The sequence below is a fragment of the Azorhizobium caulinodans ORS 571 genome (genome assembly GCF_000010525.1).
Classification (GTDB): Bacteria; Pseudomonadota; Alphaproteobacteria; order Rhizobiales; family Xanthobacteraceae; genus Azorhizobium; species Azorhizobium caulinodans.
In genome coordinates, this window is sequence record NC_009937.1 from 425,886 (window position 1) to 439,648 (window position 13,763).

A 13,763-nucleotide genomic window follows, 5' to 3' on the forward strand; every position below is an offset into this window, starting at 1 on the left:
TCGGAAAATCCGGGATCAGGCGGGGGCGCCAAGACGGGCGCGGCGGGCGCCATAATAGGCCCAGAGCAGATGGGCCGCCACGCCGCGATAGGGCCGCCAGTCCTCCGCGATCGCCTTAAGGCCCAGCGCCGAGGCCCGGCCCGGCAGGCCGAAGGCATCGGCGGCCGCCACCTGGAGGGCAAGGTCGCCCTCGGGGAAGGCGTCGCTGCGGCCGAGGCAGAAGAGAAGATAGATGTCCGCCGTCCAGCGGCCGATGCCGGGCAGGCGGGTCAGATAGTCGGCCGCCGCGTCCGCTTCCATCGCCTCCACATGGGCGAGGTCCACCACCCCGTCGGCGAGCGCGCGAGCAATACGGGTGAGGGTGCGGATCTTCGGCGCGGAAAGGCCGCCGGCCTTCAGCGTCTCCGGCGAGGCGTTCAACAGCGCCTCGACCGTCGGCGGGCCGCCGAGCACCTGCTCCGTGCGCGCGGAGATGGCGCGGGCGGCGGCGACGGAGAGCTGCTGGGCGATGATGATGTTGACCAGCCCCGCGAAGTCCGGCGCCCGCCGCCGCAACGGCGGCCGACCGGCCTCCGCCACCAGCGCATGCAGGCGGTCGTCCAGCGACAGAAGCCGGTCGAGCGCCGCCTCGAAGGTCGCTTGGTCGCTCAGGTGAACCTCGCCCATCATGCCGCGCCTCCTTGCCCTTTTGCCCTCTCGCGCCGGAGCGGCGGTCATGCGATGACATGGCCTGCCATGACCATCGTCTGCCGCTTCGCCCCAAGCCCCAACGGCTTCCTGCATCTCGGCCACGCGCATTCGGCTCTGGTGAACCATGCCGCCGCCACGCGCGCCGCCGGCCGCTTCCTGTTGCGCATGGAAGACATCGACACCACCCGATGTCGCCCGGAATACGAGCAGGGCATCATCGACGATCTGGACTGGCTCGGCATCCTCCCGCCCGAGCCGCCCCGCCACCAGAGCCGGCACTTCGACGATTACGCCGCAGCCCTCGCGCGCCTTGAGGAGATGGGGCTGCTCTACGCTTCTTTCGAGACCCGCGCGGAGATCGCCCGCGCCGTCCTCGCCCGCGAGGCGGCGGGCCGGTCCTGGCCGCGTGATCCCGACGGTGTGCCGCTCTATCCCTTTTCCCGCGAGAGCATGACGGAGGCGGCCCGCGCGCGCCGCAAGGCCGAGGGCGAGCCTTATGTGCTGCGCCTCGACATGGGGCAGGCCTATGCGCTGGCGGGTGCCGGCCTCTCCTGGCACGAGGCGCCTGGCGATCCGCTGGCGGAGCCCCTGCCGGTTCAGGCCGATCCGGCAGCCTGGGGCGATGTGGTGCTCGCCCGCAAGGACGTGCCGGCGAGCTATCATCTGGCGGTGGTGATGGATGACGACCTGCAGGGCATCACGCATGTGATCCGCGGCCGCGACCTTTACGCCGCCACCGCCATCCATCGCCTGCTCCAGGCGCTGCTCGGCCTGCCGGCGCCCATCTATCATCACCACGCGCTGGTGCTGGACCGCGACGGGCGCAAGCTGTCTAAAAGCACGGGGGCGGCGAGCCTGTCGTCCCTGCGCGCGCTCGGCACCACGCCGGACGAGGTGCGCGCGCTCATCGCACACGGGCTGGAGCCGGCGTCTCAGCCCACCCCGAGCACGTAGAGCCAGAAGGTGATGGTGAAGAGGCCGAGGGCCGTGGACAGCGAGACGGAGCTGGAACTGGTGCCGACGCCGACGCCATAACGCTGGGCCAGCAGATAGGCATTGATGCCGCAGGGCATGGCCGCGAACAGCACGGCCACGCCCGCCCACACCGGCGGCATGGGCAGGATGCGGGTGAGCCCCAGCACCAGCAGCGGATGCACGATGAGCTTCAGCGTGGAGATGAAGACGGTGGGCCGCAGATCGCCGGAAATGCCGTAGCGCTTGAGGGCGAGGCCGAGGGAAACGAGGGCGCAGGGCGTGGCGGAGGCCGCCATCATGTCCAGCACCTGCTTCAGCACCCCATGGGCCTCGAAGCCCATGAGCCGCCCGATCCCGCCCGCATAGATGCCGAGCAGGATGGGATTGAAGGCGAGCGAGCGGAACAGCCGCTTCACCGTGGCCCGCGAGAAGCCGGAGCCGCCCTCCACCGCGATGGTGGCGGCCACTAGCATTACCGGCAGGTGCACGGCGATGAGCAGGAACAGCGGCACCGCGCCGGCTTCGCCATAGGCCTTGAGGATCAGCGGCACGCCGACGAAGACCGTATTGGCCTGTCCCGCCGAGAAGCCGTGGATGACGGCTTCCGTGTGCGAGCGCTTGAACACCTTCGCGGCCACCACGGCGGCCAGCGCGAAGACCGCGAAGGCGCCGGTGAAATAGGCGATCCAGTAGCCCCAGGGCTGGGCGTCGGGCAGCTTGCTCTCGCTCAGCGTCTTGAAGATGAGGATCGGCACCGCGAGGCTGAACACATATTCCGCGAGGCCGTCGGACGCGCTGTCGCTGATGAGGCGGGTCTTTGCCGCCCCGTATCCCACGCCGACAATCCCGAAGACCGGAAGAACGATGAGCGCAAGGTCTGCGAGAATGCCCAGCATGGAATGAGATCAGGCGGCGGTGAGCACGGGTGCCGGCCGCAGGCAGGCCATGGCCACGTCGAACACCGGCACCATGGCGCGCAGGCGGCTTTCGAGGCGGTCCGCGATCTCCGGCGCAGCGGTGATCTCCAGTTCCACCTGCAAGGCATCGTTGGCATGGGCCACGTCGATGCGGTGCGGCAGAACGTCGTGGATCACGAAGGGCTCCAGCAGGCGCAGCAGCACGTTGGCATCCGCAGCGGCTTCGACGACAAGGCGATAGTGGGCGCCGGCAGGCACCTGGGCATGGTCAGACATGGGAAGGAATCCGGAAAAACGAGACGTCAGATGCGATTCAGCGTGCCCGGCCGACCTGGTCGACCGGGCGGAGAATTCGCGGCGCGCCTACAAGCGCGCGCATCTCGTGCCCAGAAATGCTCATCTTTTGGACGTTAGGGGGATGGGCGCGCCGCGTCAACGGGCGTAGCCTTGCGCGTCGCTCATGGCCGGTCGCGGCAAGTTGCTTTTGGCGCAAGGCGGCTTCCGCTAGATTGTCGGCTCATGCGCGTATCGCGCCATCATGGACAGCCCAGACGGATCGAGATGCAGGTCCTCCCCCAGCCTGCCGCCCCCCGGGGCGGTGCCGAAGCCAACGGCGGCCTCGCGGCCACCGACGGGGAGGCGCGCCTCAATCGCGGCGCGCTGGTCGGCATGGGGCTGGTGGCGGTCCTGCTCACCGGTGCCGCCGGCTTTCTCTGGATGCGCCACGGCGTCGCAATCTTCTTCGATACGGTGGTCGCCGGCCTCGCGACGTGCTTTTGACGGTCCGACGCCTCCGCCTTCCTGCCGCACGGATTTCTCCCGCCCATGGCCGCCTTGTCCTCCCGTACCAAGATCATCGCCCTGTTCTGCGCCTTCGCGGCAGGTGCGCTCGTGCTCGTGGCCGGCGTGACGCTCCTGATGCCGGGGCGCGCCGGTCCCGCTTTGTCGTCGGCGGTGGGCGGCCCGTTCAAGCTCGTGGACGATGGCGCCCAGCCGGTGACGGAGGCCGTCCTCAAGGGGAAGCCCTCGCTCGTCTTCTTCGGCTTCACTCACTGCCCTGACGTGTGCCCGACGGCGCTGTTCGAGATGTCCGAGATCTTCCGCGCCCTTGGCCCCGATGCCGACAAGGCGCAGGCTTTCTTCATCACCGTGGACCCCGAGCGCGACACGCCCGAGATCATGAAGTCCTACGTGTCAAGCTTCGTGCCGCAGATCCACGGCCTCACCGGCACGCCGGAGCAGATCGAGGTGGTGAAGAAGGAATATCGCGTTTTCTCGCGCAAGGTGCCGCTGAAGGATGGCGACTACACCATGGATCACACGGCGGTGGTCTATCTCATGGACAAGGCGGGCAATTTCATCGCGCCCTTCAACACCAAGCGTCCCCCTGCCGAGGCGGCGGCGGATCTCAAGCGCTATCTGTGAGGATGCCGGCGGGCGCGCGGGCCGGGGCGCCGGCCGGTAGCGGCGCCTGTGGCCGCAGCCGCCCCAGCCCGTGCTCGGTCTTGTCCCACCAGTACGGTCGCACGATGAGCTGCACCACCGCCCGCCACGCCGCCACCGAGAGCAGCAGCCAGTAGAACGGCAGCAGGATCAGGATGGGGGCCAGGGCGAACTGGCCGCGCCGCTTGAGGCCGAGGCCGCAGCTCCACGCCGCCGCCCCGTAGCCGATGGCGAGATTGGTCAGCGAGAGCGCAGTGGCGACGACGCCGAGCGTGGTGCCCGGTGTCGTCAGGAAAACGCCGCGCACGACATCCGCAATCAGCCACGCGACGCACAAGGGATGCAGCAGGGCCGAGGCGAAGGGACCGGCGGTGAGCAGGAGCAAGGGGACAAGGTTCCCCCAGCCGAGCTCCCGCACCAGCCGCAGCGGCTGGCGGCCATGCACCAGCAGCGTCTGGGCCCAGCCCTTCAGCCAGCGCGTGCGCTGGCGCATCCAGGCTGCGCGGGTGATGGGCGCCTCCTCCGCAGTCGACGAGCCGATGACCGCCGTCGTCCAGCCGGCGCGCGCGAGACGCACGCCGAGGTCGGCATCCTCCGTGACGTTGTAGGGGTCCCAGGCGCCGATCAGCTCCAGCATGCTGCGGCGGAAATGGTTCGACGTGCCGCCGAGCAGGATGGGCATGCGCAATTGGGCGAGGCCGGGCAGCAGAACGTCGAACTGTCCGGCATATTCGGCGGCGAACAGGCGGCTGATCCAGGTTTCATCGGCATTCTCGACCGAGAGGCGGGCTTGCACGCAGGCCAGGTTACGGCCGCCTTGCCGGAAGGCGGCGAGCGCCCGCTTCAGCTGGTCGGGGTCGGGTACGTCCTCGGCGTCGAACACCACCACAAAGCTGCCGCGGGTAAAGGGCAGCGCGCAGTTGAGCGCCTTGGGCTTGGTGCGCGGCCCCACATCCGGCGCCACGATGATCTCGAACCATGGCGGCAGCGCCATGCGGGCGAGAGCGGCATGAACGGGCGCATCGTCCGGCTCCACCACGATCTTGATGTCGAGCTTCTCCGGCGGATAGTCGATGGCCTGCAAGGCCCGCACGAGACGGGGTAGCACCCGCTCCTCCCGGTAGAGCGGCACGATAATGCTGTAGAGCGGCAGGGCGGCGTCCGGCAGGCCGAGCGGCGGCGGCTCCTCCGGCCGCGCGAGGCAGGTCGCGATGCGCAGCGTCGCGCTGGCGAGGAAGATGCTCGAGAGCAGGGACTGGACGATCAGGAGCGTTTCGAGCGGTGCGCTGAGGCCGGCCGTCGCCACCGCCGCGCCGGCCATGGTCGCGGGCAGGAGCATTCGTCGGGTAAAGCGGATGGTGCCTGCCGAGACGTCCGGACGATGGGCGCGCAGGTCGAAGGCGGCGGCGCGGCCGATGCCGTCCGCGCACTGGCGGGCGAGAGTGCCGTGGAGATGCTCGGTCGCGATTACCCGAGCGCGCCGCTTCAGGGTCGGGTCCTCCCTGAGCGCGGAGGCGAGGCGCCGGGCATAGAGGCCCCGCGCAGCGATGACATAGCCGGGCAGATCGTCTTCCGGCGGCGTCTGGAAGGTCTGGAGCCGGAGCACGGTGGGTGCAAGGTCGGGCGGCACCGGCAGGGGGACATCCGGGGGCTGGAGGGCGAGGCCGAGATGGGCGGCGAGCCGGGCGCTCGCCTGCGGCCCGGTGAGAAGGCCGGCGCAGATCAGCACCTCGTCGCCGCCGACCCGCAGGTCGCGCGCCCGTGCGGCGGCCCAGTCGATTAGACTGTCGGGCAGGGTGCCATGCAGGGCCTGAAGTTCGACCGGCCACCGGCTGGGAGGGGACAGGGCGTCCGCTTTGGCATAGAAGGTCCGCTTGCGGTCAGATGCCGCCTCGCCCACCATCGTCTTCTCCCCCCGGAGACGTGTCGGTCAAACGATAATCAGGCGCTCACGATGCCGCTAGGGAAAAAATCGCGTAAAAGTCTTATTTTTCAATCATTGCTCGCAATGATTGTGGCTTTTGCGCCTGTCCCCCTTCTCGCCCAGCCGGCGCCGGCCGGGCCGGTGGTGCCGAGCTTCTGGAGTGCCTCGCGGCGCCTCGAACGGCCCGACACCACGCGCCTGCCGTCGACCCTGCGCTTCCTCACCAGCGATGACTATCCGCCCTTCAATTTCAGCGGCCCCGACGGGGCGCTGATGGGCTTCAACGTGGACCTCGCACGGGCCGTCTGCGCGGAACTTGCCCTGACCTGCACGCTCCAGGCGGTCGACTTCGACACGCTGCTGGACGCCCTCGACCAGAACAAGGGTGACGCGGTCATTGCCGGCCTCGCAGCGACGCCGGCCAACCGCGCCAAGGTGGATTTCTCCGAGCGCTATCTCGGCACGCCGGCCCGCTTTGTCGCGCGCACCGGCCTCTCCCTGCCGGGCGCGACCCCGGCGGATGTGGGGGCACGGCGTGTGGCGGTGGCGGCCGGCACGTCCCACGAGGCTTATTTGAAAGCCTTCTTCCCCCAAGCGAAGATCCAGCCCTATCCCGATGTGGCGGCCGCGCGCGCCGCGCTCCTCGCCGGCGAGGCGGACCTCCTGTTCGGCGATGGCATCGGCCTGTCGCTCTGGCTCAATGGCACGCAGGCCAATGGCTGCTGCCGCTTCGTGGGCGGCCCCTTCACCGAGAGCCGCTATTTCGGCGATGGCCTCTCCGTGGCCGTGAAGTCCGGCAACGATCAGCTCCGCCGGGCCATCGACTATGCGCTCCAGCGCGTGTGGGAGAAGGGCGTCTACACGGACCTCTATCTGCGCTGGTTCCCCATCGGCTTCTACTGACGTTCTCACGCGATGGTGTGCGCGGGGTGGCTCGCGCGCGTCTCGGGGGCGGATCAAGATCGCGGCCTCTCGTCGGAGTTCGTCCATGCGCGCCTCTTCCCTCCTGTCCGCCGCCCTTCTCTCCGTGCTGTTCGCCTCGCCCGTCCTCGCCCAGCAGGCGGCGAGCGTGCGGGGCACCATCGTTGCCGCCGAGGGCGGGAACCTGAAGGTGCACAGCCGCGAGGGGCAGGATGTGGCGGTGGTGCTGAGCGAGCCGATCCGCGTGACCGGGCTGGAGCGCATCACCCTCGCCGACATTCCGGCCAACGCTTATGTGGGCGTCGCTTCCATGCCGCAGGCGGGGGCGCCCGCCGGGGCGCCGGAGGTGGCGGTGTCCATCCATGTGTTTCCGGAGGAGATGCGGGGCGCGGGCGAAGGCTCGCGCGGCTATGACCTGGCCCCCAACGCCACCATGACCAATGGGGCCATGGCGCAGAAACTGGTGGAGAAGACGGGTGACCGCCTCACCATCGCCTATGCCGGCGGGGAGAAGCAGGTGGTGGTGACGCCGCAGACCTCGCTGGTGCGCTTCGTGCCGGGCACCATGGCCGAGGTGAAGCCCGGCGCCCATGTGGTGATCCGCGGCACCAAGGGCAGCGACGGGGCGATCGCCAGCCAGCGCGTCATCGTGGGCCGGGGCGACGTGGTTCCCGCCATGTGACGGGGCAGGGATGCTGTCGCGGTAGCGGGCGGCGCGCAGCCGCCCTGCACAAAAGCGGATCGCACTTTCTATCGACATGTTCTAGAGCAGGGGCGCGCACGCGCTGGCGAAGGCTGGCGGATGCGTGTCCACGCGAGCCCGGCCGTAGCCTTCCTTTCGAGGACGGCTGGCGCGGCCGCGCAGCCACCAGGCCGCCTGCCTCGCCCGTTGGCGCCCTGACCGGAGATTTGACATGACCACGGCCGCGACGACCGAAGACCTTGCCACCGAACTGCGCACGTTTGCGGAGACCGCAGGCGCCTGGCCGTTCGAGGAAGCGCGCAAGATCGTCGAGCGGCTGAAGCGCAAGCCCAAGGACGAGGTGCTGTTCGAGACCGGCTATGGCCCCTCCGGCCTGCCGCACATCGGCACGTTCGGCGAAGTGGCGCGCACCACCATGGTGCGCCACGCCTTCCGCGTGCTCACCGAGGACAAGGTGAAGACCCGGCTGCTGTGCTTCTCGGACGATATGGACGGCATGCGCAAGATCCCGGACAACGTGCCGGACCGCGCCGCGCTGGAGCCCTATCTCCAGATGCCGCTGACCTCCGTGCCCAATCCGTTCGGCGGCGACTATCCGAGCTTCGGCGACCACAACAACGCCATGCTGCGGCGCTTCCTCGACACCTTTGGCTTCGATTACGAATTCGCCAGCGCTACCGATTATTACAAGACCGGCAAGCTGGACGCCGTGCTGCTGCGCGCGGCCGAGAAGTACGATGACATCATGGCCGTGATGCTGCCGACGCTCGGCGAGGAGCGGCAGGCCACCTACAGCCCGTTCCTGCCCATCTCGCCCACCAGCGGGCGCGTGCTCTACGTGCCGCTGAAGGCCGTGGACGCCAAGGCCGGCACCATCACCTTCACGGACGAGGACGGGGTGGACAAGACCCTCCCCGTGACCGGGGGCAAGGTGAAGCTTCAGTGGAAGCCGGACTTCGGCGCCCGCTGGGCGGCGCTCGGCGTCGATTTCGAGATGTTCGGCAAGGATCACCAGACCAACGCGCCGGTCTATGACAGGATCTGCGAGATCCTCGGCGGCGTGGCGCCCGAGCATTATGTCTATGAGCTGTTCCTCGATGAGAACGGCCAGAAGATCTCCAAGTCCAAGGGCAATGGCCTCACCATCGACGAGTGGCTGACTTACGCGAGCCCGGAGAGCCTCGCGCTCTACATGTTCCAGTCGCCGCGCTCGGCCAAGAAGCTGCACTTCGACGTCATCCCGAAGGCGGTGGACGAGTATTTCAACTTCCTCGCCCGCTATCCGGCGCAGGACTGGAAGCTGCGCCTCGGCAATCCGGTGTGGCACATCCATTCCGGCAATCCGCCGGCGGTGGACATGCCGGTGTCCTTCTCCATGCTGCTCAACCTCGCCTCGGCGTCCAACACCGAGGACGAGGGCGTGCTGTGGGGCTTCCTCAACCGTCACGTGGAAGGTATCTCGCCTCAGACCCATCCCAAGCTCAACGAGCTGGTGGGCTATGCGGTGAAGTATTTCAATGACTTCGTGAAGCCCAACAAGCGCTTCCGTGCCCCTGACGACGTTGAGCGGGACGCCCTCGCGACGCTCGATGCGGCGCTCGCCGCCTTGCCCGAGGGGGCGAGCGCGGAGGACATCCAGACGGTGCTCTATGACGTGGCCCGTCCCATCCCGCGCTATCAGGACCTCAAGGCCAAGGGCGCGACGCCGGAGAAGCCGGGCGTCTCGGTGGAATGGTTCAACACGATCTATCAGGTTCTGATCGGGCAGGAGCGGGGACCGCGCTTCGGCTCGTTCGTCGCCATCTACGGCATCCCGGAGACGCGGGCGCTCATCGCCAAGGCCCTCGACGGCACGCTGGCGGCCTGAGGCTTGACCGTCCGCGCTTTGCGCGGGCGGCGTCTCTTATCGATCGCTTGCTCTGGAGTGGCTTGGCCTCCGGCTGGCCCGTTGCTCTAATCCCCGGCGAACGTCCGATTCGGATGTTCCCAAGGTCCGGCTGTCGCTCGGCTGCACGGACGCATAAGGGTGCCTTCGGCATCCGGGGAGGCTCGCATGACGCCCATTCTGAAAACCGCCGTCGCCACGGCGGCGCTGTCCCTTGCCCTCGCCTGCACCGGCTCGGCCTTTGCGCAGCAGGCTACGCCCCCGGCGCAGCCGCCGATCACGCTCAAGGCCATGGGCTCCTTCCATATCGGCGGCAAGACCGTCGATATTTCCGGCAAGCCCGTGAAGGAAGTCGTGTTCTCGCCCGGCGGCGTGCCGGCCAAGATCGATCCCAACGGCACCTACATCGCCGGCCAGATGTATGTGCAGTATTTCATTCCGCAGGATCAGAAAGGCACCGTGCCCCTGCTGCTGTGGCACGGCGGCGGCCTCACCGGCGTGACCTATGAGACCACGCCGGACGGGCGTGAGGGATGGCTCAATTACTTCCTGCGCAAGGGCTGGGCGGTCTACAATTCCGACGCGGTGGAGCGGGGCCGCTCCGGCTGGGCGCAATCGCCGGACATCTTCCCCGGCGAGCCGGTGTTCCTGACCGTGAACGGTCCCTTCGAGCGCTTCCGCATCGGCGATGGCGCCGGCTCCTGGTCCGACGATCCGGCCAAGCGCAAGGTGCTGCCGGGCAACCAGTTCCCGGTCGATTCCTACATCCAGTTCGTGAAGCAGAACGTGCCGCGCTGGACGACCACGGACGACTTCATCCTCGATGCCTACAGCCAGGAAATCGAGAAGGTCTGCCCCTGTGTCATCCTCGTGCACAGCCAGTCCGGCAAGTTCGGCTTCGAGATGGCCCAGAAGCATCCGGACAAGGTGAAGGCGCTCATCGCCGTGGAGCCCGCCGTCACGGGCGATCCCAAACTGGCCTCCAAGCTCGCCGGCGTGCCGATCCTGATGGTCTATGGCGACTATATCGCCACCGACAGCCGCTGGCCGACCATCCGCGCGCGGGCCATGGACTTCGTGAAGCTGGTCCGCGATGCCGGCGGCAGCGTCGATGTCATCAACCTTCCGGAGAAGGGCATCAAGGGCAACAGCCACCTCATCATGATGGACCGCAACAGCGACGAGGTGGCGGGCGTGATCCAGAACTGGCTGGTGGAGAAGAAGCTCACCCGCTGACGGCGCCCCCCATCAGGGCCGATCACTGATTGGCCCTGACCGCTTCTGCGCCAAGGCCGCCCGTGCGGACGCGCCCAGGGCGACGATGCCGCGGCGGCCGGGCCGCTCGATCAGCAGGTAGCACACAGCGGAGATCAGCAGCGCGGCGATCCAGATGCCGGCATATTGCCCCCAGACCGGCACGCCCGAGAACGCGGCCAGGTGGTCCGTATGCCAGCGGATAATGAGCTGATGGAAGAGATACAGCCCATAGCTGATCTCCCCGAGGAACACGATGGACGGGCGCGAGAGCCAGCGGCTGGGGCCGCCGTCATAGCGCCCCAGCGCCAGGATCAGCGCCGCATAGGCGGGTGCGGCGCCGGTGGCGGCGATGGCCATCGCCAGCGGCAGCGGCAGGGCCCCCAGCCATTCCACCTTGAACAGCATGTTGGCCGCCAGCATCAGCGCCAGTGCGCCCCACTGGATGCGCGTGCCCTCGCGCGGGCTGCGCCCGGTGGCCTTGAACCAATGTCCCGCCAGGACTCCGGCGGCGAAGGCCGGCAGGTAGATCACGGGATTGTACCGGCCGAGCCAGAGCACATCCACGCCGGGAAACAATGTCCACACCGCCATCTGTGCGGCAATCACCGCGAGGGTCAGCAGCGCCAGCCAGACGAGCCCGTGCCGGCGCATCCGCCACAGCACGGCGGGGAAGACGGCATAGAAGAACATCTCCGCCGATACGGACCAGGACGGCGCATTGATCGACCAATAGACGATCCTGTCGGGCACCCAGGCCTGCACCATGGCGAGGTTGGCGACCAGGATTGCCACTTGCGTGCCGCTGCTCTCGATCAGCATCCGGCTGTACGGCCAGAACAGCGCAAACCAGAAGGCCACCGCCGCCAGATAGGCCGGCCAGATGCGCGCCAGGCGGGCGATCATGAACTGCAGATGCGAGCGGTATTTCTCCGCGTGCAGCGTGAGGACGAAGCCGGACAGCACGAAGAAGAACGGCACGCCGCCGCTCGGATCCAGCGGCCAGAACGCATCGGCGGGAAAGAAGGGTGGCAATTGCGAGTGATACAGCACAATCGCGGCGGCTGCGAAAAACCGGGCGCCGGTCAACGCAGGAATATTCACGAGGAGCCCACCCCTCAGGCCTGTTAACGGTACGGTGCTTTGGTAGGCGCCGCGTTGCTTATGCCGAGCCGCCTGTCCGTTTGCAAGGTGTGGCCTTCTGGGGTCGCTTCCGCGATGCGTTCCCTGCCACGTCCCAAATTGGGCGGTGAGGAAGACGCTTCACGGACGTTCGGAACCTCGCCTGCACGCCGGTTGGTCCGTTCGGCCAATGGCCGGCCGGCTGGCCACTGCGGCCCCAACTGCGACCGATGCGCCATGTGGACAGGGGATAGGCCCTGCGTCTTCCAAACTTCATCGATCATGTGTATGATATTTGATAGTCACATTTTCGATTTGTAGTTTGGAGGCATCCATGACGCTCCGCCTTGGCGATACGGTTCCCGACTTCACCGCCCAGACCACCGAGGGGCCCATCAGCTTTCACGAGTGGCTCGGCAATTCGTGGGGCATCCTGTTCTCGCATCCGAAGAACTTCACCCCCGTCTGCACCACCGAGCTGGGGCAGGTGGCGCATCTGAAGGGCGAGTTCGACAAGCGCAACGTGAAGGTCATCGGCCTGTCCGTGGACACGATCGAAAACCATCCGGCCTGGGTCGCGGACATCAAGGACGCCACCGGCGCGAACCTGAATTTCCCGCTCATCGCCGACAGCGACAAGAAGGTCTCCGACCTCTATGACCTGATCCATCCGAATGCGAGCGACACCGCCACCGTGCGGTCCGTCTTCGTCATCGGGCCGGACAAGAAGCTGAAGCTGACGCTGACCTATCCGGCGAGCACGGGCCGCAACTTCCAGGAAATCCTGCGCGTGGTGGATTCGCTCCAGCTCACCGCCCAGCATTCCGTCGCCACGCCGGTGGACTGGAAGCAGGGCGATGACGTCATCATCGTCCCCTCCGTCTCCGACGAGGCGGCCAAGGAGAAGTTCCCGGAAGGCTGGAAGACGGTGAAGCCCTATCTGCGCGTCGTGCGCCAGCCCGGCACCGCCTCCGCCTGACGTACATCCCTTTGCATTAGCGCTGCCGCCTGCTCCTCGGGGCGGCGGCCTTTGCGCAGGTCTGCGCCCGCCGACTTGACCCCTCCTGCCCTCGCGATAGAAGGACAGGAGAGCGATGGCGCCGGCGGCGCGGGGTGCGATGATCTATATCTGCTACGGCGTCACCAAGTCGGCGAGCACCTTCCTCTATCAGCTCACCGAGGAAATCCTGGTGGTGTCCGGCCGCAGCTGCGGGCGCATCCGCCAGCCCGGCAGCGCCAAGCTCGAGAACTATTTCGACCGCATCTCTCCCACCTTCCTCGACCGCATCGCGGCGGCGGCGCGGGGGCGCGACGTGGTGCTGAAGACCCACGGGCCGCTCGATCCGGGTGTGGGCGAGCGCATTGCCTCGGGCGCGGTGAAGGCCTCGGCCAGCATCCGCGACCCGCGCGAAATGGCCATGTCCATGGCGGACAACGGCGCACGGGCGCGCAAGCTGGGCCTCCTGCCGTTTGCCGAGATTCACACGCCCGCCGATGCTATCCATTCCCTTGACGTGCAGATGGACTATTTCACGGCCTGGTCGTCCGTGCCGGGTGTCGAGCTCTTCACCTATAACGAGATCTGCTTCTCCACCGAGGCGGCGATCCGCCGGGTAGCCGCGCATCTTGGGCTCACTGTGAATGCGGCGGCCGTACTGGCGCCCTTCCGCGACGGCTCCATCATCGGCCAGTTCAATGTCGGCAAGCCGCAGCGCTACCGGGAGATGGATGCGCCGACGCAGGCGCTGTTCCTGGAGCGCTATGCCGACCTCTATGCCCGCTTTAATTTCGATGCCGAGATGCCTGAAGCGCCGCCCCCGGTGCTGAAGCCGCGCGGAGCGCTCGGCCACCGCATCGAGAGCACGCGCCGCTATCTGCGCCGGGCCTTCCTCACCCGCAGCATCGGCATCGTCTCCCCATACTGATCGC

General features: G+C 67.7%; 14 protein-coding genes. 9 read left to right on the plus strand and 5 right to left on the minus strand.

All coding sequences use genetic code 11. The features are described from left to right. Window positions 1–15 precede the first annotated feature (15 nt). Window positions 16–669 carry a DNA-3-methyladenine glycosylase family protein gene (locus AZC_RS01900; protein WP_012168902.1) on the minus strand — a complete coding sequence of 218 codons (654 nt, stop codon included), beginning with the start codon at window positions 667–669 and terminating at the stop codon, window positions 16–18. 66 nt (window positions 670–735) lie between these two features. Between AZC_RS01900 and gluQRS the strand changes: the two genes are divergently transcribed. Then, window positions 736–1,644 carry a tRNA glutamyl-Q(34) synthetase GluQRS gene (gene gluQRS, locus AZC_RS01905; RefSeq protein ID WP_012168903.1) on the plus strand — a complete coding sequence of 303 codons (909 nt, stop codon included), beginning with the start codon at window positions 736–738 and terminating at the stop codon, window positions 1,642–1,644. On the opposite strand, the gene AZC_RS01910 is transcribed toward gluQRS, so the two are convergent. Then, window positions 1,623–2,561, minus strand: a complete 939-nt coding sequence (locus tag AZC_RS01910) for an AEC family transporter (protein WP_012168904.1) — start codon at window positions 2,559–2,561, stop codon at window positions 1,623–1,625. The two genes, gluQRS and AZC_RS01910, sit on opposite strands and share 22 nt — an antisense overlap. A gap of 9 nt (window positions 2,562–2,570) precedes the next feature. Further along, window positions 2,571–2,858, minus strand: coding sequence for a hypothetical protein (locus AZC_RS01915; RefSeq protein ID WP_012168905.1), 288 nt, complete (start codon window positions 2,856–2,858; stop codon window positions 2,571–2,573). A 285-nt stretch (window positions 2,859–3,143) separates the two neighbouring features. Between AZC_RS01915 and AZC_RS01920 the strand changes: the two genes are divergently transcribed. Both AZC_RS01920 and AZC_RS01925 read left to right on the plus strand, forming a co-directional pair. Beyond that, window positions 3,144–3,362: a hypothetical protein gene (locus tag AZC_RS01920; RefSeq protein WP_043878781.1), complete on the plus strand. Its 219-nt coding sequence runs from the start codon at window positions 3,144–3,146 to the stop codon at window positions 3,360–3,362. 45 nt (window positions 3,363–3,407) lie between these two features. Further along, the gene (locus tag AZC_RS01925) at window positions 3,408–4,007 is read left to right on the plus strand and encodes an SCO family protein (RefSeq protein ID WP_012168907.1); all 600 of its coding nucleotides are present in this window, start codon (window positions 3,408–3,410) and stop codon (window positions 4,005–4,007) included. Here the strand turns inward: AZC_RS01925 and AZC_RS01930 are convergent. Then, window positions 3,991–5,928 carry a glycosyltransferase gene (locus AZC_RS01930; protein WP_012168908.1) on the minus strand — a complete coding sequence of 646 codons (1,938 nt, stop codon included), beginning with the start codon at window positions 5,926–5,928 and terminating at the stop codon, window positions 3,991–3,993. The two genes, AZC_RS01925 and AZC_RS01930, sit on opposite strands and share 17 nt — an antisense overlap. Window positions 5,929–6,033: 105 nt before the next feature. Between AZC_RS01930 and AZC_RS01935 the strand changes: the two genes are divergently transcribed. From AZC_RS01935 to AZC_RS01950, 4 genes are all read left to right on the plus strand, one after another. After that, entirely contained in the window at window positions 6,034–6,852 is an 819-nt protein-coding gene (locus AZC_RS01935) for a transporter substrate-binding domain-containing protein (RefSeq protein ID WP_244421778.1), read from the plus strand. Window positions 6,853–6,937: 85 nt separating this feature from the next. Next, on the plus strand, window positions 6,938–7,552 hold the full coding sequence (locus tag AZC_RS01940) for a hypothetical protein (protein ID WP_012168910.1): 615 nt from the start codon (window positions 6,938–6,940) through the stop codon (window positions 7,550–7,552). 232 nt (window positions 7,553–7,784) lie between these two features. Continuing rightward, window positions 7,785–9,440 carry a lysine--tRNA ligase gene (locus AZC_RS01945; RefSeq protein ID WP_012168911.1) on the plus strand — a complete coding sequence of 552 codons (1,656 nt, stop codon included), beginning with the start codon at window positions 7,785–7,787 and terminating at the stop codon, window positions 9,438–9,440. A gap of 186 nt (window positions 9,441–9,626) precedes the next feature. Further along, on the plus strand, window positions 9,627–10,694 hold the full coding sequence (locus AZC_RS01950; RefSeq protein ID WP_043878782.1) for an esterase: 1,068 nt from the start codon (window positions 9,627–9,629) through the stop codon (window positions 10,692–10,694). Window positions 10,695–10,706: 12 nt separating this feature from the next. Here the strand turns inward: AZC_RS01950 and AZC_RS01955 are convergent, their stop codons facing one another. Continuing rightward, the gene (locus AZC_RS01955; protein WP_012168913.1) at window positions 10,707–11,816 is read right to left on the minus strand and encodes an acyltransferase family protein; all 1,110 of its coding nucleotides are present in this window, start codon (window positions 11,814–11,816) and stop codon (window positions 10,707–10,709) included. A gap of 352 nt (window positions 11,817–12,168) precedes the next feature. Between AZC_RS01955 and AZC_RS01960 the strand changes: the two genes are divergently transcribed. Both AZC_RS01960 and AZC_RS01965 read left to right on the plus strand, forming a co-directional pair. Then, the gene (locus AZC_RS01960; RefSeq protein WP_043878784.1) at window positions 12,169–12,813 is read left to right on the plus strand and encodes a peroxiredoxin; all 645 of its coding nucleotides are present in this window, start codon (window positions 12,169–12,171) and stop codon (window positions 12,811–12,813) included. A 115-nt stretch (window positions 12,814–12,928) separates the two neighbouring features. Then, entirely contained in the window at window positions 12,929–13,759 is an 831-nt protein-coding gene (locus tag AZC_RS01965) for a hypothetical protein (protein WP_012168915.1), read from the plus strand. The last annotated feature ends 4 nt before the right edge of the window (window positions 13,760–13,763 follow it).

Excerpts from the sequence above, each read along its gene's own strand:
- AZC_RS01900 (WP_012168902.1), bottom strand. The coding sequence starts at position 669 with ATGATGGGCGAGGTTCACCTGAGCGACCAAGCGACCTTCGAGGCGGCG.
- gluQRS (WP_012168903.1), top strand. The coding sequence starts at position 736 with ATGACCATCGTCTGCCGCTTCGCCCCAAGCCCCAACGGCTTCCTGCAT.
- AZC_RS01910 (WP_012168904.1), bottom strand. The coding sequence starts at position 2,561 with ATGCTGGGCATTCTCGCAGACCTTGCGCTCATCGTTCTTCCGGTCTTC.
- AZC_RS01915 (WP_012168905.1), bottom strand. The coding sequence starts at position 2,858 with ATGTCTGACCATGCCCAGGTGCCTGCCGGCGCCCACTATCGCCTTGTC.
- AZC_RS01920 (WP_043878781.1), top strand. The coding sequence starts at position 3,144 with ATGCAGGTCCTCCCCCAGCCTGCCGCCCCCCGGGGCGGTGCCGAAGCC.
- AZC_RS01925 (WP_012168907.1), top strand. The coding sequence starts at position 3,408 with ATGGCCGCCTTGTCCTCCCGTACCAAGATCATCGCCCTGTTCTGCGCC.
- AZC_RS01930 (WP_012168908.1), bottom strand. The coding sequence starts at position 5,928 with ATGGTGGGCGAGGCGGCATCTGACCGCAAGCGGACCTTCTATGCCAAA.
- AZC_RS01935 (WP_244421778.1), top strand. The coding sequence starts at position 6,034 with ATGATTGTGGCTTTTGCGCCTGTCCCCCTTCTCGCCCAGCCGGCGCCG.
- AZC_RS01940 (WP_012168910.1), top strand. The coding sequence starts at position 6,938 with ATGCGCGCCTCTTCCCTCCTGTCCGCCGCCCTTCTCTCCGTGCTGTTC.
- AZC_RS01945 (WP_012168911.1), top strand. The coding sequence starts at position 7,785 with ATGACCACGGCCGCGACGACCGAAGACCTTGCCACCGAACTGCGCACG.
- AZC_RS01950 (WP_043878782.1), top strand. The coding sequence starts at position 9,627 with ATGACGCCCATTCTGAAAACCGCCGTCGCCACGGCGGCGCTGTCCCTT.
- AZC_RS01960 (WP_043878784.1), top strand. The coding sequence starts at position 12,169 with ATGACGCTCCGCCTTGGCGATACGGTTCCCGACTTCACCGCCCAGACC.
- AZC_RS01965 (WP_012168915.1), top strand. The coding sequence starts at position 12,929 with ATGGCGCCGGCGGCGCGGGGTGCGATGATCTATATCTGCTACGGCGTC.